This window comes from Comamonas sp. F1-6 (assembly GCF_039581415.1).
In the GTDB taxonomy this organism is placed as follows: Bacteria; Pseudomonadota; Gammaproteobacteria; order Burkholderiales; family Burkholderiaceae_C; genus Comamonas; species Comamonas thiooxydans.
The window spans coordinates 1-19,710 of record NZ_JBCPWN010000007.1 but is presented as its reverse complement, the minus strand read 5'-3'; the positions used below and the strand labels follow the sequence as shown (position 1 = coordinate 19,710).

23 protein-coding genes are annotated in these 19,710 nt (G+C 60.9%); 12 read left to right on the top strand and 11 right to left on the bottom strand.

What is annotated here, in order from left to right; all coding sequences use genetic code 11:
* Positions 1 to 309 precede the first annotated feature (309 nt).
* On the top strand, positions 310 to 801 hold the full coding sequence (locus tag AAIL66_RS09215) for a DMT family transporter (protein WP_343496649.1): 492 nt from the start codon (positions 310 to 312) through the stop codon (positions 799 to 801).
* A 109-nt stretch (positions 802 to 910) separates the two neighbouring features.
* Here AAIL66_RS09215 and AAIL66_RS09210 read toward each other — a convergent pair whose 3' ends face one another.
* The 4 genes from AAIL66_RS09210 to AAIL66_RS09195 all read right to left on the bottom strand — a co-directional run bounded on the left by AAIL66_RS09210 (position 911) and on the right by AAIL66_RS09195 (position 3,435).
* The gene (locus tag AAIL66_RS09210; RefSeq protein WP_063664984.1) at positions 911 to 1,921 is read right to left on the bottom strand and encodes an NAD(P)H-dependent glycerol-3-phosphate dehydrogenase; all 1,011 of its coding nucleotides are present in this window, start codon (positions 1,919 to 1,921) and stop codon (positions 911 to 913) included.
* A gap of 116 nt (positions 1,922 to 2,037) precedes the next feature.
* Positions 2,038 to 2,499, bottom strand: a complete 462-nt coding sequence (secB, locus tag AAIL66_RS09205; RefSeq protein ID WP_003066740.1) for a protein-export chaperone SecB — start codon at positions 2,497 to 2,499, stop codon at positions 2,038 to 2,040.
* Between the two features lie 197 nt (positions 2,500 to 2,696).
* Positions 2,697 to 2,954: a glutaredoxin 3 gene (gene grxC, locus AAIL66_RS09200; RefSeq protein WP_003066738.1), complete on the bottom strand. Its 258-nt coding sequence runs from the start codon at positions 2,952 to 2,954 to the stop codon at positions 2,697 to 2,699.
* A 73-nt stretch (positions 2,955 to 3,027) separates the two neighbouring features.
* Positions 3,028 to 3,435, bottom strand: a complete 408-nt coding sequence (locus AAIL66_RS09195) for a rhodanese-like domain-containing protein (RefSeq protein WP_003066735.1) — start codon at positions 3,433 to 3,435, stop codon at positions 3,028 to 3,030.
* A gap of 285 nt (positions 3,436 to 3,720) precedes the next feature.
* Here AAIL66_RS09195 and gpmA point away from each other — a divergent pair, with 285 nt between their 5' ends.
* The 4 genes from gpmA (at position 3,721) to AAIL66_RS09175 (ending at position 7,438) form a co-directional block, all read left to right on the top strand.
* Entirely contained in the window at positions 3,721 to 4,464 is a 744-nt protein-coding gene (gene gpmA, locus AAIL66_RS09190) for a 2,3-diphosphoglycerate-dependent phosphoglycerate mutase (protein WP_003066733.1), read from the top strand.
* Between the two features lie 132 nt (positions 4,465 to 4,596).
* Positions 4,597 to 6,108, top strand: coding sequence for a S41 family peptidase (locus AAIL66_RS09185; protein WP_034355765.1), 1,512 nt, complete (start codon positions 4,597 to 4,599; stop codon positions 6,106 to 6,108).
* Positions 6,109 to 6,183: 75 nt separating this feature from the next.
* Positions 6,184 to 6,951 carry a HesA/MoeB/ThiF family protein gene (locus AAIL66_RS09180; RefSeq protein ID WP_034355768.1) on the top strand — a complete coding sequence of 256 codons (768 nt, stop codon included), beginning with the start codon at positions 6,184 to 6,186 and terminating at the stop codon, positions 6,949 to 6,951.
* A gap of 106 nt (positions 6,952 to 7,057) precedes the next feature.
* Positions 7,058 to 7,438, top strand: coding sequence for a response regulator (locus AAIL66_RS09175; RefSeq protein WP_034355771.1), 381 nt, complete (start codon positions 7,058 to 7,060; stop codon positions 7,436 to 7,438).
* Positions 7,439 to 7,496: 58 nt separating this feature from the next.
* Here the strand turns inward: AAIL66_RS09175 and AAIL66_RS09170 are convergent, their stop codons facing one another.
* On the bottom strand, positions 7,497 to 8,129 hold the full coding sequence (locus tag AAIL66_RS09170) for a response regulator transcription factor (protein ID WP_003051886.1): 633 nt from the start codon (positions 8,127 to 8,129) through the stop codon (positions 7,497 to 7,499).
* Between the two features lie 133 nt (positions 8,130 to 8,262).
* On the opposite strand from AAIL66_RS09170, the gene AAIL66_RS09165 reads away from it, so the two are divergent.
* From AAIL66_RS09165 to AAIL66_RS09145, 5 genes are all read left to right on the top strand, one after another.
* The gene (locus AAIL66_RS09165) at positions 8,263 to 9,612 is read left to right on the top strand and encodes a CHASE3 domain-containing protein (protein ID WP_003066721.1); all 1,350 of its coding nucleotides are present in this window, start codon (positions 8,263 to 8,265) and stop codon (positions 9,610 to 9,612) included.
* Positions 9,613 to 9,770: 158 nt separating this feature from the next.
* On the top strand, positions 9,771 to 9,932 hold the full coding sequence (locus AAIL66_RS09160) for a DUF1328 domain-containing protein (RefSeq protein WP_003051882.1): 162 nt from the start codon (positions 9,771 to 9,773) through the stop codon (positions 9,930 to 9,932).
* Between the two features lie 161 nt (positions 9,933 to 10,093).
* Positions 10,094 to 10,636: a YtxH domain-containing protein gene (locus AAIL66_RS09155; RefSeq protein ID WP_343496536.1), complete on the top strand. Its 543-nt coding sequence runs from the start codon at positions 10,094 to 10,096 to the stop codon at positions 10,634 to 10,636.
* Between the two features lie 69 nt (positions 10,637 to 10,705).
* A complete protein-coding gene (locus AAIL66_RS09150) occupies positions 10,706 to 11,026 on the top strand; it encodes a BON domain-containing protein (RefSeq protein WP_003066716.1) in 321 nt (106 codons plus the stop codon).
* Between the two features lie 120 nt (positions 11,027 to 11,146).
* Positions 11,147 to 12,202: a putative zinc-binding metallopeptidase gene (locus AAIL66_RS09145; protein WP_256628484.1), complete on the top strand. Its 1,056-nt coding sequence runs from the start codon at positions 11,147 to 11,149 to the stop codon at positions 12,200 to 12,202.
* A 4-nt stretch (positions 12,203 to 12,206) separates the two neighbouring features.
* Here AAIL66_RS09145 and coaD read toward each other — a convergent pair whose 3' ends face one another.
* The 4 genes from coaD to AAIL66_RS09125 form a co-directional block, all read right to left on the bottom strand.
* Complete coding sequence (gene coaD, locus AAIL66_RS09140; protein ID WP_034377907.1) at positions 12,207 to 12,701, bottom strand: pantetheine-phosphate adenylyltransferase; 495 nt, start codon at positions 12,699 to 12,701, stop codon at positions 12,207 to 12,209.
* Between the two features lie 160 nt (positions 12,702 to 12,861).
* Positions 12,862 to 13,572, bottom strand: a complete 711-nt coding sequence (rsmD, locus tag AAIL66_RS09135) for a 16S rRNA (guanine(966)-N(2))-methyltransferase RsmD (protein WP_034391701.1) — start codon at positions 13,570 to 13,572, stop codon at positions 12,862 to 12,864.
* Positions 13,569 to 14,921, bottom strand: a complete 1,353-nt coding sequence (locus AAIL66_RS09130; protein WP_343496535.1) for a pitrilysin family protein — start codon at positions 14,919 to 14,921, stop codon at positions 13,569 to 13,571. The genes rsmD and AAIL66_RS09130 overlap by 4 nt, the downstream gene beginning before the upstream one ends.
* Before the next feature lie 17 nt (positions 14,922 to 14,938).
* Positions 14,939 to 16,408, bottom strand: a complete 1,470-nt coding sequence (locus AAIL66_RS09125) for a pitrilysin family protein (protein WP_343496534.1) — start codon at positions 16,406 to 16,408, stop codon at positions 14,939 to 14,941.
* Between the two features lie 28 nt (positions 16,409 to 16,436).
* Here AAIL66_RS09125 and ftsY point away from each other — a divergent pair, with 28 nt between their 5' ends.
* Positions 16,437 to 17,594, top strand: a complete 1,158-nt coding sequence (ftsY, locus tag AAIL66_RS09120; protein ID WP_045838601.1) for a signal recognition particle-docking protein FtsY — start codon at positions 16,437 to 16,439, stop codon at positions 17,592 to 17,594.
* A 107-nt stretch (positions 17,595 to 17,701) separates the two neighbouring features.
* On the opposite strand, the gene cutA is transcribed toward ftsY, so the two are convergent.
* The gene (gene cutA / locus AAIL66_RS09115; RefSeq protein ID WP_034355786.1) at positions 17,702 to 18,076 is read right to left on the bottom strand and encodes a divalent-cation tolerance protein CutA; all 375 of its coding nucleotides are present in this window, start codon (positions 18,074 to 18,076) and stop codon (positions 17,702 to 17,704) included.
* 42 nt (positions 18,077 to 18,118) lie between these two features.
* Positions 18,119 to 19,123 (bottom strand): 2-dehydropantoate 2-reductase, encoded by a 1,005-nt coding sequence (locus AAIL66_RS09110; RefSeq protein WP_343496533.1) that lies wholly within the window; start codon positions 19,121 to 19,123, stop codon positions 18,119 to 18,121.
* A gap of 237 nt (positions 19,124 to 19,360) precedes the next feature.
* Between AAIL66_RS09110 and AAIL66_RS09105 the strand changes: the two genes are divergently transcribed.
* Positions 19,361 to 19,573, top strand: coding sequence for a hypothetical protein (locus AAIL66_RS09105; protein ID WP_039049675.1), 213 nt, complete (start codon positions 19,361 to 19,363; stop codon positions 19,571 to 19,573).
* Positions 19,574 to 19,710 lie beyond the last annotated feature (137 nt).

Sequence of the window (19,710 nt, the reverse complement as noted above, 5' to 3'; positions counted from 1 at the left end):
TTTCGATACTCGATACGGGCTCCAAATATGCGGGCGCCCTGCTGCCACTGCTGATGGCGTTGTGGCTGCGCTATGCGCTGCAGTCGGCGCTGACCGTGGGCTTTGGCGTGGCTCGCCATGGACTGGACATCTTTCGCACCCGGCGCCCGGGCTTTCAGTTTCTGCGCGCCATTCTGTTTTGCCTGAGCAATGCGCTGGCCATGCTCAGCCTGCGCTATCTGCCGCTGGCGGAGTTCACGGCCATCGTGGCGCTGACGCCGCTGGCACTGACCCTGCTGGCTGGGCCAGCAGGTCAGCCCCTTGCGCTGGGTGCTGGTGGCGCTGGGCTTTGCGGGTACGCTGGTCATCCTGCGGCCGGGCGGCGGCCAGTTCAGCGGCTGGGCCCTGGTCTGGCCTGCGCTGCAGCTGCTGGCCAATACCGCCTATCAGATCCTGAGCAGCCGCATGGCGGGCAAGGAGCGCCCGCTGACCACGCAGATCTACACCAGCCTAGTGGCCCTGAGCCTGAGCTGCATGGCCCTGCCCTGGGTCTGGCAGCTGCCGGACAGCGCCGCGCTCTGGCTGGCCGCGATTGCCATGGGTGCAGGCAGCGCCGTCGGACACCTGATGCTGCTCAAGGCTTATGAAAAAGCCGAGCCTGCGACCATCACGCCGTTTCTCTACAGCCAGATTCCCTGCGCGCTGCTGGCAGGCTGGCTGGTCTATGGCCATATCCCCGACCAATGGGCCGTACTGGGCATGGTCGTCATTGCGCTGTGCGGGGCGGCGAGTGCCTGGCTCAGCGTCAGAGAGGGGAAATAGGCATCGCCTCTAAAACAATAGCTTCGAGCACATGAATTCATTGCATTTCAGACATAAAAGCATCTGAAATCCATGAATATCAGGCGCTAGCAGCTATGGTTTTATTGGCTTATTCGCCGCGCGGATCGCGCACCATCAGGTGCTGCACGGCTTCGGTGACCGGCAGCTGGCCGTCCAGCAAGGCAACCACGGTTTCGGTGATCGGCATTTCCACACCGACCTGGCGTGCCCGGGCGAGCACGGTGCGGGCGCTGTACACGCCCTCGGCCACATGGCCCAGCGAGGTCACGGCCTGCTCCAGGCTCTTGCCTTCGGCCAGCAGCAGACCCACCTTGCGATTGCGCGAGAGATCGCCGGTGGCGGTCAGCACCAGATCGCCGAGGCCGGACAGGCCCATGAAGGTCTCGGCGCGCGCGCCCAGCGCCACGCCCAGGCGCGTCATCTCGGCCAGGCCGCGCGTGACCAGGGCTGCACGCGCGTTCAGCCCCAGCTGCAGGCCGTCGCAAAGACCCGTGGCAATGGCCAGCACATTCTTGACGGCACCACCCACTTCCACGCCCACGATGTCCTGATTGGCATAGACGCGCATGGCTTCGCCGTGAAAGGCCGACACCAGCAGCTCGCTCACGCCCTCATGGGCGCTGGCTGCCACCAGAGCCGTAGGCTGCTGGCGCGCCACCTCGGCCGCGAAGCTGGGGCCGCTGAGCGCACCGCTTTGCAGCTGCGGCGCCACCTGCTGGCAGACTTCATGCGCCATCAGCCCATAGCTGCCGGCAGGTGCGTCGGCGGCCACGGCCTCGAAGCCCTTGCACAGCCAGACCACGGGCCGGCGGCAATCCTTGAGCTGGCCCAGCCACTGGCGCAGCGCCGCCATGGGCGTGCCCAGCACAATCAGATCGGCATCCGCAACATGGGCCATCACATCTCCGCTGACCACCGTAAGCGCATCCGGGAAGCGGATGCCGGGCAGATAGCGGCTATTGGCGCGCTCGGCCTGCATGAGCTGCGCCTGCGCCGGGTCACGCGCCCAGAGGCTGACGCGATCCTGCTCCGGATGGGTGGCCGCGCTGATGGCCATGGCCGTACCCCAGGCGCCAGCGCCGATGACAAGAATTTTCATACCTGAATTTTGATAGCAGTTTGTGCACAACGCACAAGAAAAAGAGGCCGCTAGGGCCTCTTTTTTGCCTGGCTGCCGATTCTTGCACATCGCAGGAATCAGCAATTGCCATCAGCTTACTGGGGCAGCTGGCCTTCGGCCTGTGCTGCGGCAGCCGCTTGCTGCTGCTCGTACATGGCCTGGAAGTTGATTTCGGCCAGGTGCACGGGAGGGAAGCCGGCGCGGGTCACCACGTCGGCCACGTTGCCGCGCAGATAGGGGTAGATGATCTGGGGGCAGGCAATGCCGATCACGCCGCCCATCTGATCTTCGGGCACGTTGCGGATTTCGAAGATGCCGGCCTGCTTGGCTTCGACCAGGAACACGGTCTTGTCCTGAATCTTGGTCTGAACCGTGGCGGTCACGGCCACTTCGTAGACGCCTTCAGCCACGGGAGTGGCTTCCACACCCAGCTGGATGTCCACGCTGGGCTGCTCTTGCTCCAGCAGGATGGCGGGAGAGTTGGGCTGCTCCAGGGACAGGTCCTTCAGATACACGCGCTGGATCTGGAACACGGGGCTGTTGTCTTGTTCGGCCATGATGAGCTAGGTCTTTCAGAAAATCTTGAGAGGGAAATGAAAATGCCTGCGCAGAGGACTAGCACGCAGCTATCCTCACAGCAGGCATTTCCATGAAATAGCGCTTTGCATTATGCAGTGACAGCCAGAGGCTGCATCGTAGCAAGCAGCACAAAGCGCAAATTCATGCCGTTTGGCGGCAGTGGCACGGCAAGTAATCAGCTTTGCAGCAGGGGTAGCAGACCGCCCTTGGCATCCAGCGCCATCAGATCGTCGCAACCGCCCACATGGGTATCGCCAATGAAGATCTGGGGTACGGTGCGGCGGCCGGTGACCTGCATCATGTGATCGCGGGCAGCGGTATCGAAATCGATGCGAACTTCCTCGATCTGATCCACGCCCTTGGACTTGAGAATCTGCTTGGCACGAATGCAATAGGGGCAGACGGCGGTGGTGTACATCTTCACGGCTTGCATGAGCAACTTCCTTGTAGTTTTTGCAATGCAGCATGCTGTGCTGCAATCGTCAGAGTTCTCAGTTGCGGCCGAATCAGGCTTTTTCAACCGGCAGGCCGGCATCGCGCCAGGCCTTCATGCCGCCAGCCAGCGCCTGGGCCTTTTCGTAACCCAGCTTCTTGGCCACGGCCTCGGCACGCACGGCACGGGCGCCCGATGCACACACCAGCACCACGGGCAGCTGCTTGTTCTTGACGGTGGTGGGCAGCTTTTCTTCCAACTGGCTCAGCGGCAGGTTCCTGGCTCCGTTGACATGGCCGGCGGCAAACTCTTCGGGCTCGCAGACGTCCAGCACCACGGCTTTTTCGCGGTTGATCAGGTGCACCGCAGCCGCTGCCGACAGCGAACCACCTGTCGCTCCGCGCAGTGCGGGCAGCAGCAGCATCACACCCGAAGCCACGGCAATCAGGATCAAATACCAGTTATCAATGATGAATTTCACGTCATTCCTTGGGATGGCAAACCGAACGATTTTAGAGGCAGGCTTGCCGGCGGATCACGCCAGAGAGCCACAGCCCCTCCTCCCGTAATCCCAAACCCTCTGTTCATATGCCCCAGGGCGCAAGTGAGTGCTCTGCACAATCCCCGAAGGGCCCAACAGGAATAGCTTGGCGGCCACCGCTGGACACGACCGGCTTACCTTGCCTCAAGCCCGGACAAAGGCCAGCCCCTAAAATGCACGGTTTTGACTTTGTGTCATTACTGCTTTGCTACTTTGAGAGAATCCATGTACAAGCTCGTTCTGATCCGCCACGGTGAATCCACCTGGAACCTTGAAAACCGCTTCACCGGCTGGACCGATGTGGATCTGACTGCCACCGGCGTCGAACAGGCCAAGAAGGCCGGCCAACTGCTCAAGGCAGAAGGCTATGACTTCGATGTGGCCTATACCAGCGTGCTCAAGCGCGCCATCCGTACCCTGTGGCATGTGCAGGATGAAATGGACCGCACCTGGCTGCCCGTGGTGCATAGCTGGCGCCTCAACGAACGCCACTATGGCGGCCTTCAGGGTCTGAACAAGGCCGATATGGCCAAGCAGTACGGCGACGAGCAAGTGCTGGTCTGGCGCCGCAGCTACGACGTGCCGCCTCCCGCCCTGGAAGCCACCGACCCGCGCAGCGAACGCAGCGATGTGCGCTACGCCAAGCTGCAGCCCGAGCAGATCCCGCTGACCGAGTGCCTCAAGGACACGGTGGCCCGCGTTGTGCCGTTCTGGGACGAGTCCATCGCACCCGCCATCAAGGCCGGCAAACGGGTGGTTGTGGCCGCACACGGCAACTCCATCCGCGCCCTGATCAAGTATCTGGACAACATCGCCGACGACCAGATCGTGGGCGTGAACGTGCCCAACGGCATTCCTCTGGTCTATGAGCTGGACGCCGACCTCAAGCCCATCCGCCACTACTACCTGGGCGACGCCGAAGCCGCAGCCAAGGCTGCAGCGGCAGTTGCAGCCCAGGGCAAGGCCTGAGAGAGACCTCTTCACCGTTCCTGTTCAGGCCGCTTGCGCAGTCTGAACAGGACTGACACGGCAAAAGGCCTGTGGAACCTCATGGGCCTTCCGCCGTCCAAGGTGTATATTGCGAATGGTTTAAGGGGTGCTATGGGTCAAAAAATCAAAATTGCAGGCTGGATCTCTGTGGGCGTGGTCGCCGGTGCGTTGACCACCGTATCCCTGCAGACGCTGGCTCGCGGGGGTGTGACGCCTCTGCCACTTGAAGAAATCCAGCAGTTGTCGGCCGTCTTCGGCCTGATCAAGACCGATTACGTGGAGCAGGTCAGCGACAAGAAGCTGATCACCGACGCCATCTCCGGCATGGTCTCCAGCCTGGACCCTCACTCCCAGTACTTCGACAAGAAAACCTACAAAGAATTCAAGGAAGGCACTTCCGGCAAGTTCGTGGGCGTCGGCATCGAGATAACCATGGAAGACGGGCTGATCAAGATCGTCTCCCCCATCGAAGGCTCGCCCGCTTTCCGTGCGGGTCTCAAGACCGGCGACCTGATCACCAAGATCGACGACACGGCCGTCAAGGGCCTGACGCTCAATGACGCTGTCAAGCGCATGCGTGGCGAACCGAATACCAAGGTGCGCCTGAACATCCTGCGAAAGGATGAAAGCCGCAGCTTCCCCGTCACCATCACCCGTGAAGAAATCAAGACCCAATCGGTCAAGGGCAAGGTGATCGAACCTGGCTACGCCTGGATTCGTCTGAGCCAGTTCCAGGAACGCACCGTCGATGACTTTGTCCGCAAGGTCGAGGAAATCTACAAGCAGGAACCCAATCTCAAGGGCCTGGTGCTGGACCTGCGCAACGACCCCGGCGGTTTGCTGGATGCGGCCGTAGCCATCTCTGCGGCCTTCCTGCCACCCGATGTGCCCGTGGTTTCGACCAACGGCCAGTTGGCCGAAAGCAAGGCCGTCTACAAGGCTTCGCCCGAGTTCTACGCCCAGCGCGGTTTTGGCGACCCCTTGCAACGCCTGCCTGCAGCACTGAAAAAGCTGCCTCTGGTGGTGCTGGTCAATGAAGGCTCGGCCTCGGCCAGCGAAATCGTGGCCGGAGCTCTGCAAGATCACAAACGCGCCACCGTCATGGGCAGCCAGTCCTTTGGCAAGGGCTCGGTGCAAACCGTGCGCCCTCTGGGGCCCGATACGGCTCTCAAGCTGACGACGGCGCGCTACTACACGCCTAGTGGAAAATCCATTCAGGCCAAGGGCATCGTGCCCGATGTGATGGTGGACGAGACTGCAGACGGCGATTTGTTTGCTGCATTGAGCATGCGTGAAGCAGACCTTGAAAAGCATTTGTCCAGCGGACAGGGTGCGGAGGTCAAGAACGATTCACTTGAAAAGGCCCGCGAGGAAGCGCGCAAACGCCTGGAAGAGGAAGCCAAGAAGCCAGCCGCCGAACGCCGCCTGCCGGAATTCGGGTCTGAAAAGGACTTTCAGCTGCAACAGGCACTGAACAAGCTCAAAGGCCAACCTGTCAAGGTCAGCAAAACCCTGACGGAGCGCAAAATCGAAGAGAAGCCCGGAGACGCGACGGCCGCGGACAAAAAGCCCGCTGACAAGAAAGCGCCCGAAAAAGGCGACTCCGACAAGAGCAAAAAATAAGCACCGGGTTATGGAACCCGCTCAAAATCAGCCGGGCTTGCCCGGCTTTTTTCTTGGAACCATGGAAGCAAACCGATGAATGACGATCAATTGCTACGCTATTCCCGTCACATCATGCTCGACGAGATCGGCATCGAAGGCCAGGAGCGCATTCTGGCGGCGCATGCAGTGATCATTGGAGCTGGCGGCTTGGGCTCGCCTGCCGCACTCTATCTGGGCTCGGCAGGTGTAGGGCGCATCACCATCGTCGACAACGACGTCGTGGACATGACCAATCTGCAGCGCCAGATTGCCCACACGACCGAGCGCATAGGCATGCCCAAGGTGGAATCGATCCGCACTGCCGTACATGCCATCAATCCCGGGATCGAAGTTCGCTGCATCCAGCAGCGTGCAACCGAGACCCTGCTCGATGAACTGCTGCCCGAGGCAAGCATCGTGCTCGACTGCACCGACAACTACAAGACCCGCCAGACCATCAATGCAGCTTGCGTACGCCACGGCGTACCCCTGGTCGAAGGAGCTGCCATCCGTGTCGATGGCCAGTTGATGGTCATTGATCCACGCAACCCCGACAGCCCATGCTATGCATGCGTCTTTCCGCCAGAGGCTGAATTCGAAGAGGTTCAGTGCTCAACCATGGGCGTCTTTGCTCCGCTGGTTGGGCTGATCGGCACCCAGCAAGCTGCAGAAGCACTGAAGCTGATTGTCGGTTTTGGCCGATCTTCTGTCGGACAACTTCAAATGCTTGATGCACGTTCCATGGAGTGGAGTAGGATGAAAATTGCTAGGGTTAAAACCTGTGATATCTGCGGAACGCCAAACACAAATTACAAAAAATGACAATACAATGATTTTTTCATGGGCCGTAATTGATTTTCCACATTGAGAATTGAAATGACTCTCGCCGCTTGATCCTTGGCGTCCACCTCATCAGCTTGCTACCGTCGTGAAACTGCGTACCTTTCTTGTTGAAGACAATCCCACGATTCGCGACAACCTGATTGCGACGATGGCGGAGCTTGCCGATGTGGAAGCGGTGGGGGTGGCAGAGACCGAAGCCGATGCTGTACGCTGGCTCAGCCACAACCCTGACGCCTGGGATCTGGTCATCGTGGACCTGTTCTTGCGCGAGGGCAGCGGTCTCGGCATCGTCACAAGCCTTCAACATCGACCACCGCAGAAAAAGCTGCTCGTGTTGAGCAATTACGCGACCGCCGATATACGACAGCGCTGCCTTGAACTCAGCGCAGATGCCGTATTTGACAAATCCAACGAAATCGATGCGCTTATAGATTTCTGTATTGATTTAAATACCAGTAAATCTTGAAAATAACGCAAAATAAAAAAGGCTTGAATATTTCAAGCCTTTTTTATTTGAGTCTGCATTAATCGATCAATCGATTTTTCAATGCATAGTATGTCAGATCGCTATTTGAGGAAAGGCCCATTTTTTCCATGAGCCTTGTCCGGTAAGTGCTCACTGTTTTCACGCTCAACGAAAGCGATTTGGCAATGTCTCCAGCCGTCTCGCCGCGCGCAAGCTTCAGGAATACCTGAAACTCACGCTCCGACAATTGCTCGTGTGCCGGAACATCATCCTTGCGGTTGAGTTGCTGGGCCAGGAGATCGGCCACTGCCGGCGTCAGGTAACGCCTTCCCAGAGCCACAGTCCGGATGGCCTCTGCAATATCCTGAGGATCGCACTCCTTGTTGAGATATCCGCTGGCCCCCTGACGAATCAAGTTGATTGCGTAATGCTCCTCAGGGTATCCACTAAGTATCAGGATGCCCATATCAGGTGCTTTGGCTCTGAGCATGGCCAAGGCATCTATGCCGCTTTGCCCTGGCATGGACAAGTCCATCAACAGCACGTCAATTTCATGCTCCCGAACCAGGTCAATGGCCTCCCGCCCATTGCCCGCTTCTCCCACGACCCTCAGATCTACATGTTCCGACAGGAATTGGCGTAATCCCGAGCGAACAATCGCATGGTCATCCACTATGCCTACTTTTATCATGAACACCTCTTTTCATGAAACTGCGCTCATCTCCAGGGCGCATCACATTTTAAGACCCGCACTATGATGTCAGTCGTTGACGCTACGGTTATGCAGAATATCAGGTAATTGCCTTGTAGGTGAGAGGATGTAGATGCGTTGGACCAATATCCGCAAAATTGCAGTCAGCCTGACGATCGCAGTCATTGCGGCAGTCTTAATGGTAAGCATTAATGAAGCTGGCTATAAGCGTTCGTTGCAGGCTCTGGACACGCTCACCAAGACGCAAGCCACCAGAGCCAAGCTCAATTTGCTGATGCAGCAAATGCTGGATGCGGAAACCGGCCTGCGCGGCTACCTGCTGACAGGAGAGGAGCGCTATCTCGAGCCCTATAACTCTGCCTCCGCCGCGATCAGCAGCAGCATGGATGACCTGCGCGGCATCTTCATCATGGACCCCAAGGAGCTGGCAACCTTTACTCCACTGGCCCGCCAGGTCGAGCGCAAGACCAGCGAAATGGAGCTGAGCCTGCGCCTTTATCGCCAGGGCAACGATGAAGCGTGGCGCTTTGTGATGTTTACCGACGTAGGCATGGAAAACATGGATGCCATACGGGGCCACATCAAAACCCTGATGGACAGCATCGATCAGCGCGTCAAGTCCAATCTCGCGGATATCGAACAAACGCTGGGTCTGTCACGCCTGGGAATTGCGACAGTGACCGCCCTGGGGATTCTGGGCTTCTTCATGTACCTGCGACAGGCCAATGCGCTGCAGCACTCACATCAGCGCGAGCAGGAGATTCAGCGCGATGAACGCAATCGTCTGGAGGAAGTCGTTCGCGACCGCACAGCGGCCCTCACCGAGCTGGCAACCCATTTGCAGCAGGTACGCGAGGATGAGCGAGCGCACTTGGCACGTGAGTTGCACGATGAACTGGGCTCGCTGCTGACCGCCGCGAAACTGGACGTTGCGCGCCTCAAGTCCAAGATCGACACCTCGACACCCGACGTCTCCGAACGCATCACCCATCTGATCGAGACGCTCAACAGCGGAATTGCACTCAAACGCCGCATCATTGAAGACCTCCGACCCTCTTCTCTCTCCAACCTGGGCCTGACCACCGCGCTGGAAATCCTGACCCGGGAATTCGGTGAACGCAGCAACATCGAGGTGGAATGCAGCCTGGAGCAGGTGGACCTGCCTGAATCCACGCAGCTGACGGTCTATCGCGTCGTACAGGAGTCGCTCACCAACATCGGGAAATACGCCAGGGCCAGCCATGTCATCGTCACGGTGCATAACTATCCCACCTATGTGGCCGTGCAGATCCAGGACGATGGCCAAGGCTTCGAGACGGCCAGCATGCGCCCCAACTCCCATGGACTGGCAGGCATGAAACACCGCGTTGAAGCTGTCGGCGGCAGGCTTACCGTGGCATCCCAGCTCGGCAAGGGAACCACGATCTCGGCAGTCATTCCTTTGACAATGGCAAGCACCTGAACTGGACGCACATGTCAACGCAGTCCTACATGACTGTCCCTAAATACCCCGACCCTGGTGACAGAAGCTCACCGTCAAGCTTGGGCTGCTCAGTTCTCTACATTCAATACATGGCCGCACGGCAATGCCTGTCGGCCTGCATTCGATAGGAGAAAACCATGTTGCACTACGCCATTGTCTTTCTGGTGATTGCCTTGATCGCTGCAGTGTTCGGCTTCGGCGGCATCGCGGCCAGCGCCGTAGGTATCGCCAAGATTCTGTTTTTCGTGTTTCTGGTCATGGCCGTCATCACCTTCCTGATGGGCCTCGTGAAGAAATAGCATTGGTGCCAAATGTGTAGAACTTTGTTCCGGCACATTGCACAAACCACCAGTATTCGCCATGATCGCTCTCAGCTTCTGCCTCCGAAAGGCCGGGTTACGAAGACTGGCGTTACTTCACGCTGTCACGATAATTTCTAGATTTCAGGGAGTTCCAAACAATGAGCCAAGCCGTAAAAGACGCCAAGGACACGGTTGAAGATCTCAAGGACGCCGCCAAGGAGCTGGCTGCCGATGCCAAGGAATCGGCAAAGCATGCCGCCCAATCCGCCCAGAATGTGGCCCACAAGGTAGCCGATGCCGCTGAAGATGCAACGGACTCCGGCAAGCAGGCCGCCCAGAAAATGGTGAATGAAGCTCAGGACGTGGCAGAGGACGTCGCCGACAAGGTTCATGACGCCGCACGCCGCGCACGGCGCACAGCCTCCGAGGCCATCGACTCCACAGGGCGTCATATACGCAATATCGACGACAGCGAAAACCCGCTGATCGACAACCTTGCCAACCGGGCACAGGATCTGGCCGAGCGCAGTATCAACTTCTGGGCCGACAGCTCGCACCGCGCACGCCGTCAGTTCAACACCGCAGCGGATGCGACCACCAAGTATGTGTCCGCACAACCCGGACGCTCCGTGCTGATCGCCGCGGCGACCGGGGCGGCTCTGGCGACGGCTTTCTTTCTGGGCCGCTCGCGCAGGAAGTGAGCAGGAATTCACTCTGAGCCGTTTTTCGCAAGCGTTCTTTGCGCCTTTTCAAAACCAAGGGAGAACCATATGAAGAATCTGACTCGCGCTTTGGCTTTCAGTCTGGTCGCTGCAACGACCGTGCTGGCAACCACAGCCTGTTCGGTGGCTCGTGACCAGCAGACTGTGGGCTCCTATGTGGACGACGCCGGCATCACCACTGCGGTGAAGGCCAAGATGGCCGAAGACAAGAATGTCTCTGCAACCGCCATCAGCGTCGAAACCATGAACGGCACCGTGCAGCTGTCGGGCTTTGCCAAATCCGAAGCAGAAAAGGCCCGTGCCGGCGAAATTGCCCGCACGACCAAGCATGTGCGCGAAGTGCGCAACAGCATCGTGGTCAGACCCTGATCTACCCGCATGAGGCAAAGCCCTGTCCGAGGGCTGCACTTCCAGCCCCAAAGCCAGCTTTTGAGCTGGCTTTGTTTTTTCCTACAACCGGGTCGCTGACTTCGCCATTAAAGTGTCCGCATGCAAGTTTTCAATTGCGAGGCCTGCGGCCACCTGATCTATTTTGAAAGCCTGCAATGCGTGCATTGCGGAGCAAGCCAGGCATTCCTGCCCGACCAGTTGCGCGTCGGCATTCTGCCCCCGGCCGGGGGCCCCGACACACGCTACCGCGCCTGCGCCCACCGACACAACATCAGCCTGTGCAATTTTGCGATCGAGGCCTCAGACCCGCAGCCGCTTTGCGTTTCCTGCCGACAGACCGAATGGCTGCCGGACGGCAGCGATCCCGCCAATGAGCTGCGCTGGGCCAAGATCGAGGTCGCCAAGCGCAGGCTGTTCTACACCCTGGCCAGGCTGGGCCTGCTGGACCCTCATGGGCACCGCGTAGCCGAGCCGCGCTTTTCCCTGCTCGCAGACCTGCCCGGCCAGAATCCCGTCATGACCGGCCATGCCAGCGGCATGATCACGCTCAACGTGGTCGAGGCAGACGACGACGAACGTGCCAAACGCCGCCAGGCCTTGCACGAGCCCTATCGCACGCTGATAGGACATCTGCGTCACGAATCGGGACATTTCTACTGGGATCAGCTGATAGCCAACAGCGAGCATCTGGAGCGCTTCAGGGCATTGTTTGGCTATGAGAATCAGGACTATGCCCAGGCCCTGCAGCGCCATTACGGCAAGGACCCGCTGGACAACAGCTGGCGCGGTCAGTTCATCAGCGCCTATGCCACCTCACACCCCTGGGAGGACTGGGCCGAAACCTGGGCTCACTATCTGCACATGGTGGACTTGCTGGAGACCGCAGCCAGCTACGGCACCTGCATTACCGTGCCGGACATACCCAGCACGGGCCAGCAACTCATTCAAAACCCGCTGGGGCCGGTGCCGCCCGATTTTTCGGTGATGCAATCCCAGTGGGTGCCGCTGACCCTGCTGCACAACAGCCTGAATCGCAGCCTCGGCCATGGCGATGCCTATCCGTTTGCCATTTCCGGCCCGGCCTGGGACAAGCTGCGCTTTGTCCACGAAACCATCAGCAGCTATCGCAGCAGGGCGACTAGCCAGGGAGGCTGAAAGCTCAGGCCTTGCGGCCGACCTTGACCATCAGGCGCTCATGCACGCCCTTGGAAACAAACTTGTCCACATCGCCATTGAGCGTGGCAATCTCGCGCACAAAGGTGGAGCTGATGAACTGATAGCGATCGCTGGGCGTGAGGAACACGGTTTCCACTTCGGGCATCAGCGTGCGGTTCATGCCGGCAAGCTGGAACTCATAGTCGAAGTCCGTCACCGCACGCAGGCCGCGCACCATGGCCTTGGCGCCGCGCGCGAGCACAAAATGCGCGAGCAGCCCGTCAAAGCTCTCCACCTCCACCTGAGGATAATTGGCACAGGACTCGCGCACCATGGCAATGCGCTCTTCCAGCGTGAACAGCGTCTTTTTGTGATGGCCTGCCGCCACGGCCACGATGACCTTGCCAAACAACTGTGCAGCCCGGCGCACCACATCTTCATGCCCCAGGGTGATCGGGTCAAAGGTTCCGGGGTAAACAGCAATCAGGTCCTGACTCATGGCTTATCTCTCTCCTGCGGGTCTTGATGAGGGTGAGGGCTGCTGCAGTGCAGCGTAAAGAGATTATGCATTCAGGCCTGCACAGCGCTGAGCCATGCAAAAAAGAGCTGCTGGCGCCTCTGCTCGAAGCGCCAGCAGCTCCCGGTTCGGCTGCAAGGCTTTACTGCTTCTTCAGCAGATGCGCATGGACGGCGCCGGCCTTCAGATAGCGGTGCAGCTCCAGCCCCATTTCCAGCAGGCGGTCCTCGGCCCAGGCTTCGGGAGCTTCCAGATAAATGAAGCCGCCATCATTCAAGGCCGCCGTGGCGGCCTTGAGCGCGGGCTCGAACAGCTCGGTCTGACCGAATGGCGGGTCCAGCAAAATCAGATCCTGGCCCGCCACGGTCTTCAGGCAGCTCAGCGCATCACCGCGCTGCACCTTGACCATCCTGGCATCGAGCTTTTGCTGAAGACGCTGCAGCTGCTGCACCAGGGCTGCATCCTGCTCGTTCATGATGACGCTGCTGGCGCCGCGCGATGCGGCTTCGAAACCCAGCGCCCCCGTGCCCGCGAAGGCATCGACGCATTTCCAGTTGCTCAAGTCCTGGCCCAGCCAGTTGAACAGGGTCTCGCGCACGCGATCGGGCGTGGGCCGCAGACCGGGCTTTTGCGCCACGACCAGGCGCGTGCGGCGCCATTGCCCGCCAATGATGCGGATTTCACCGGCCCCCGTGGCGGCCGGCTTGGCTGCAGCGGGCTGGGCAGCCTTGGCTCCGGGGCGGGCCGGACGGCTGGCCGCCAGCTCCTGCGCCTTGCGCTCGGACTCGTGAATCATCTTGTCCAGCGCCTTGCGGCCTGCGGGGGTGTGTAGCTTGATGGCGCTGCGGCTCATGGCTTGGCTCCGAGAGTGATGGTGACCATGCGCTCGGGCTGAACCATGCGCTGCATCGCCTCCTTCACGTCCTTGGTGGTCAGAGCCTGAACGCGATCGGTCCAGTGCTCCAGATAATCGAGCGGCAGGCCATTCCAGGCAATGTTGGCCACATTGCCCAGCAGCTTGCGATTGCTGTCTATGCGCAAGGCAAAGCCGCCGATCAGGTTGTCCTTGGCCGCCTTGAGTTCCTTGTCGCTAGGACCTTCGGCAATGAATTTGCGCAATACGTCCTGCGAGACCTTGAGCGCCTCGGCCGCCTGATCGGGCCGGGTCTGCAGGCCGATAATGAAGGCGCCGCGATCCAGTCCGGGTGAGAAGTCGCTGGAGACGCCATAGGTCAGGCCCCGCTTTTCACGCACCTCTTCCATCAGTCGCGAAGTGAAGCCGCCGCCGCCCAGGATATGGTTGCCCACCATCACGGCGAGAAAATCGGGGTTGTTGCGCGCAATGCCGGGCTGGCCGATCAGCACCTGGGCCTGGGCCGACTCGAACGGAATGTTCTCGACCTTGGCTTGCTGCAGATCCTGCACCTTGGCCACGGCAGGCAGCGGCGGGCAGTCGTTGCCATTGGTGGCCTGCAGCGGCCCCAGCAACTGCTTGACCATGGCATCGGCCTGCTGGCGATTGACCGCCCCCACCACGCTGACCTTGGCGCGGCAGGCGGCAATCAGCTTGCGGTGAAAATCCTGCATGGCCGAAACATCGATCCGGCCCAGGCTGTCGACCGTGGTCTGATAGCCATAGGGCGAGCTGCCGAACACGGCCTTGCGGAATGCCTTGGAGGCCACGGTGCCGGGACGGGTGTCGGCTTCCTTGATGGAGGCACTCCAGCGCTCGCGATCACGCTGCCACACGGCATCGGGCCAGCTTAGCGAGGCGATCTGGCGCGCCGCCAGGGCCACGGCCTTTTGCTGCAGATTGGGCTCGGTCAGAGTGCGCAGGCCGTAGCTGAAGCTGTCACGCCCCGCACTGGCGCCAAAACTGGCGCCCAGGTCGGCCCAGGCCTGACCCAGGCCATTTTCATCCAGCGCAGGCGCATCGCCTGCCGCCTTGATGCCCTTGGAGGACATCATGGCCACGGCTGTCGCCAGGCCCACCTTGTCCTCGGGATCACGGCGGCTGCCGGCGTCGAAGTCCACCTGCACATCCACCATGGGAATGCCAGGACTTTGCACCAGCCAGACCTGGGCGCCACTGGGCTGGGTCCAATGCTCTATCGGCAGCAAGGCCCAAGCAGATTGGGTTAGAAAACCCATTCCAGCGCTTACCACAAAAGCGCCAGCAGCTATCTTTTTCATAGTTTTCATATGTTTCTCCGCTGCGCTCAGTGCATGGATTTGTCTGCATCCGCCTTGCCCGACATGGGACGCTGGGGCTTGCTACCCGCCGGCAGAGGCTGAGGCACCAGGGTGCCGACAGTGAGCTGGTCGTCGCCAAAATATTTGGCGGCCACGGCCTTCACATCGTCAGAGGTGACTTTGCGCAGTTCGGCCAGCAGCTTGTCCTCGGCATCCAGCGGCATGTTCTGAATCCAGTAATTGCCCAGGTTCTGGGCCTGGCCCATGACGGAATCACGCTCATAGACGTTGGATGCCATCCACTGCGTCTTGACGCGCTCCAGTTCGTCAGCCTGCACGCCCTCCTCGGCCACCTTCTTGATCTGGGCACGCAGCGCAGCCTCCACATCGGCCACGGTCTTGCCCTGGGCCGGAACGCCGGTCAGCATGAACAGGCTGGGCCCGCGCCCCATGATGTTGGCCGAGCTGCCGGCGCTATCGGCCACACGGCCGTTGGCCTGGCCTTCGCCCTGTACCAGGGCGCGCTCCAGGCGAGCACCGTCATAACCGTCCAACACGGCGGACAGCACCAGCAGCGCCAGCGCATCCTTGTCCTCGGCCTGCAGCTTGTCCACGCTCTTCAGCGTGGGGGTACGATAGGCCATGGCGATAAAAGCCTGCTCGGCAGGCTGCTTGACCTCGATGCGGCGCACGCCGATCTGCCTGGGTTCGATCTGCGGCTTGCGCTGCGGCAGGGCACGCGCGGGAATGCTGCCGTAATACTTCTCGGCCCAGGCACGCACCTGGTTGACGTTCACGTCCCCCACCACGACCACGGCGGCGTTGGCAGGCACATACCAGCGCTTGTGGAAATCGCGCACATCGCCGGGCGTCATGGAGTTCAGATCGCTCATCCAGCCCACCACGGGGCGGCGATAGGGCGAGGCCATGAAGGTGGCCGCCATCAGTTGCTCCATCAGCATGGCGCGCGGCTGGTCGTCGGTGCGCATGCGGCGCTCTTCCTTGATGACCTCGATTTCCTTCTTGAATTCGGAGTCCGGCCACTGATTGTTGGCAAAACGGTCGGACTCCAGCTTCATCACGTCTTCCAGACGGCTGGACGGAATCTGCTGGTAATAGCCCGTGTAGTCACGCCAGGTGAATGCGTTTTCCTGGCCGCCCAGCGCCGCCACGCGACGCGAGAAGTCTCCGGGCTTGACGCTTTTGGAGCCCTTGAACATCATGTGCTCCAGCGCATGGGCCACGCCCGTGGTGCCGTCGACCTCGTCCATGGAGCCTACGCGTACCCAGACCATGTGCACGGCCGTGGGCGCGCGCCGGTCGGGCTGCACGATCAGCTGCATGCCGTTCTTCAGCGTGAACTGTTGCACCTGTGGCGCGGCCGCCGTGGCGACAGCAGGCACAGGTTGCGACGATGCGCCCGGCGCAGCCAAGGCTGCCCCAGCGCTCAAACAGGCCATTAAGCCCAGTACAGGGAGTGCGCGTACATGTTTCATAGAATGATGCGATTCTAAAAACCCGCCAATGTTCAGTTTTTTCAAGAAAAAGCCCAGTTCACCCGATGCAGTGAACACCACGCCCGCTGCCGAGGCAGCCGCGGCGCCCGCTCCTGCCCCGCAAACCGGGCCCGCTCCACAGGATACGCCTGCCGAAAACGGCAGCAGCTCCTGGTGGCGCAAGCCCTTTGGTGGCGGCGCGACGGCCAAGGCCGCCGAAGATCAGCCTGCCACTCAGGATTTTGTAGCAGCCCCCGAGCCTACCGCAAAGCCGCAAGCCCCAAATTCCCGTCAAAACTGGATGGAACGGCTGAAAGCCGGTCTGCGCAAGACCGGCTCCAGCATCGCCACCGTCTTTACCGGCACGCAGATCGACGACCGGCTCTATGAAGAGCTGGAAGACGCGCTGCTGATGGCCGACACCGGCGTCAAGGCCACCCTGCATCTGCTGGAAGACCTGAAGCGCCGCGTCAAGGACACCAAGACCACCGAGCCTGCCGCCGTCAAGGCGCTGCTGGCCGATGCGCTGACCGATTTGCTGAGGCCCCTGGAAAAGCCGCTGACCATCGGCGAGCACACACCGACCGTCATCATGGTGGCCGGCGTCAACGGTGCGGGCAAGACCACTTCCATCGGCAAGCTGACCAAGCATCTGGCCGACGGCGAGCAGTCCGTGCTGCTGGCCGCCGCCGACACCTTCCGCGCCGCCGCGCGCGAGCAGCTGGGCGTCTGGGCCAATCGCAACACCGTGGAGATCATCAGCCAGGACGGTGGCGACCCCGCCGCCGTGAGCTTCGATGCCGTTTCAGCCGGAAAAGCGCGCAAAAAGGATGTGGTGCTGGTCGATACGGCCGGACGCCTGCCCACGCAGCTGCATCTGATGGAAGAGCTCAAGAAGATCAAGCGCGTGGTGAGCAAGGCCGACGGCACGGCGCCTCACGAGGTGCTGCTGGTGATTGACGGCAATACCGGCCAGAACGCCCTGACCCAGGTGCGCGCCTTCGACGATGCGCTGCAGCTCACGGGCCTGATCGTCACCAAGCTCGACGGCACGGCCAAGGGCGGCGTGCTGGCCGCGATTGCGCAGGAGCGCCCCGTGCCCGTCTACTTCATCGGCGTGGGCGAGAAGATCGAGGATCTGGAGACCTTCAGCGCACGCGAGTTCGCCCAGGCCCTGCTGTCCTGAAGCACAATAACCATAGCTTCCAGCGCTTTATCTATCGAGTTTTCAGATAGATTCAGTACTGAAACCCAATAAAGGAGCGCGCAAGGCGCTCCTTTTTTATTCAGCCTTCAGAGCTGCACCTGCTGCTTGATCCACTTGGCATAGTCGTTCAGGCAGCGCTCGGTGCGCATGGTGATCTGGGGCACCTCGTAGCTGTGATGGCTGCGCAGCAGCGCGGTCAGCCGCGGCAGGGCTTCGGGCAGGGTCTTGCAGATCAAACGCCATTCGGGAGCGGTCTGCAGCACGCCGTCCCACTCGTAATACGAGGTGATGCGCTCGGTCTGCACGCAGGCCGCAGCCTTGGCCGAGACCAGCGCCCGCGCCATGTCCTCGGCCTCGGCCGAGTGCCCAACGGTCGTCGTCACCACGCACAGCGTGGCCCAATGGCTGTCCTGCGCGGACGCGGACTTGAGAGGTGCGGTCTGGGTAGATGTGGTGCTCATGTCGCCTAGTCTAGGCCCAAGACCGCCCTGCCCGCCACCGCCTTACACCGGATACAGACCCAGCTGCTGCGCGCGCAGCCGCGTCAGTCCCAGCAGGGCATCGGTGAACGGAGTGGTCATGCCGCACATGGCGCCCATCTCGCGCACGGCGCCCACCAGGGCATCCAGCTCCACCGGCTTGCCGGCTTCCACATCCTGGAGCATGGAGGTCTTGAAGCCGCCCAGCTTGAGCGTGACCTGATGGCGGTCCTGCGGACTGTCGGCAATCGGCAGACCGATGCGCGCGCCGATTTCGCGGGCTTCCAGCATCACGGCCGTGATGAAGTTGCGCACCAGCTCATCGCCCAGAATCCTGTCCGTGGTCGCGCCCGTGATCGCACTGACGGGGTTCATGGTCATATTGCCCCAGAGCTTGTACCAGGCGTCGCGCTGGATATTGTCGCTGAGCCTGAGCTCGAGACCACCCGCACGCAGCAGCTCGGCCAGCGCCAGCAGGCGCGGCGTGGGCGCATCGCCGGACTGGGCCGTGGGCTCGCCGACGATCAGGCTGTTGCCGAAATGCCGGCGCACCACGCCGGGAGCGTCAAGGGAGCAGCTGGCATGCACCACCGACCCGAGCACCTGCTCGGTGGGAATGGCGCGCGCAATCTCGCCCTGCGGATCCACGGCCTTGAGCTGCAGGCCGCGCAGGCTGGCATCCACGCCACCGGCCAGAAACCACCAGGGCACGCCGTTCATGGCGGTCAGCACCAGGGTCTGCGGGCCGATCAGCGGTGCGACGGCACGCGCCACATCGGGCATGGACGGCGCCTTGACGGCAATCACCACCACATCCTGCACGCCCAGAGCGGCCGGGTCCTGCTGCGCATTGACGGCCACGGTCTCACGCTCCTCGCCATGCACCAGCGTCAGGCCGTTGTGCTGCAGCGCAGCCAGCGTCTGGCCCCGCGCCACGGCGCTCAGCTCGCAGCCGGCCCTGGCCAGCGCCACGCCAAGCCAGCCGCCAATGGCTCCGGCACCGTAGATACAGACTCTTTTCGGACTCATGCTCTTGTCTCTCCTGTCTTATAGAACTCTCAAAAACAGTAGCTGCCGGTGCTTTACCGTAAAGCATCTGAAGACTATCCGCCCTTGAAACCAGACGAGATCTTCGCGGCCGCTGCTCATTGTTGATACGTTAACAGCAGTATCCACCCGCGCGACACTGAAGGCCGTTGACAGCTGGACACCCCGCACTGCGCGCCGTGCCAGCTGCCCTGTTATCGCATTTTCAAGGACCGATTCATGAGCTCCAACACCACCGTCGTCAATCTCACAGCCCAGATCACGGCACTGGCCACTGCCTTGCGCATCGTGCTGGACGCCAGCCCCCAGGCTGCCCAGACACGCGAGCAACTGGCTGCCGCTCTGGACAAGAGCATTCACGACGCGCTGGAAGAAGGGGTCTGGGACAACGCCGACGGCGTCAAGACCATCAGAGCAGCGCTGCTGGGCTGATCGCCACCGCGCCATGAAAAAGCCGGGCCCAAGGCCCGGCAAAAGAGAAGCAACAATCAACGATCTCGCTCAGGCCAGCGCATCACGCCAGCGTATAGGCCGTCTTCACCGTGGTGTAGAACTCCTGGGCATAGCGG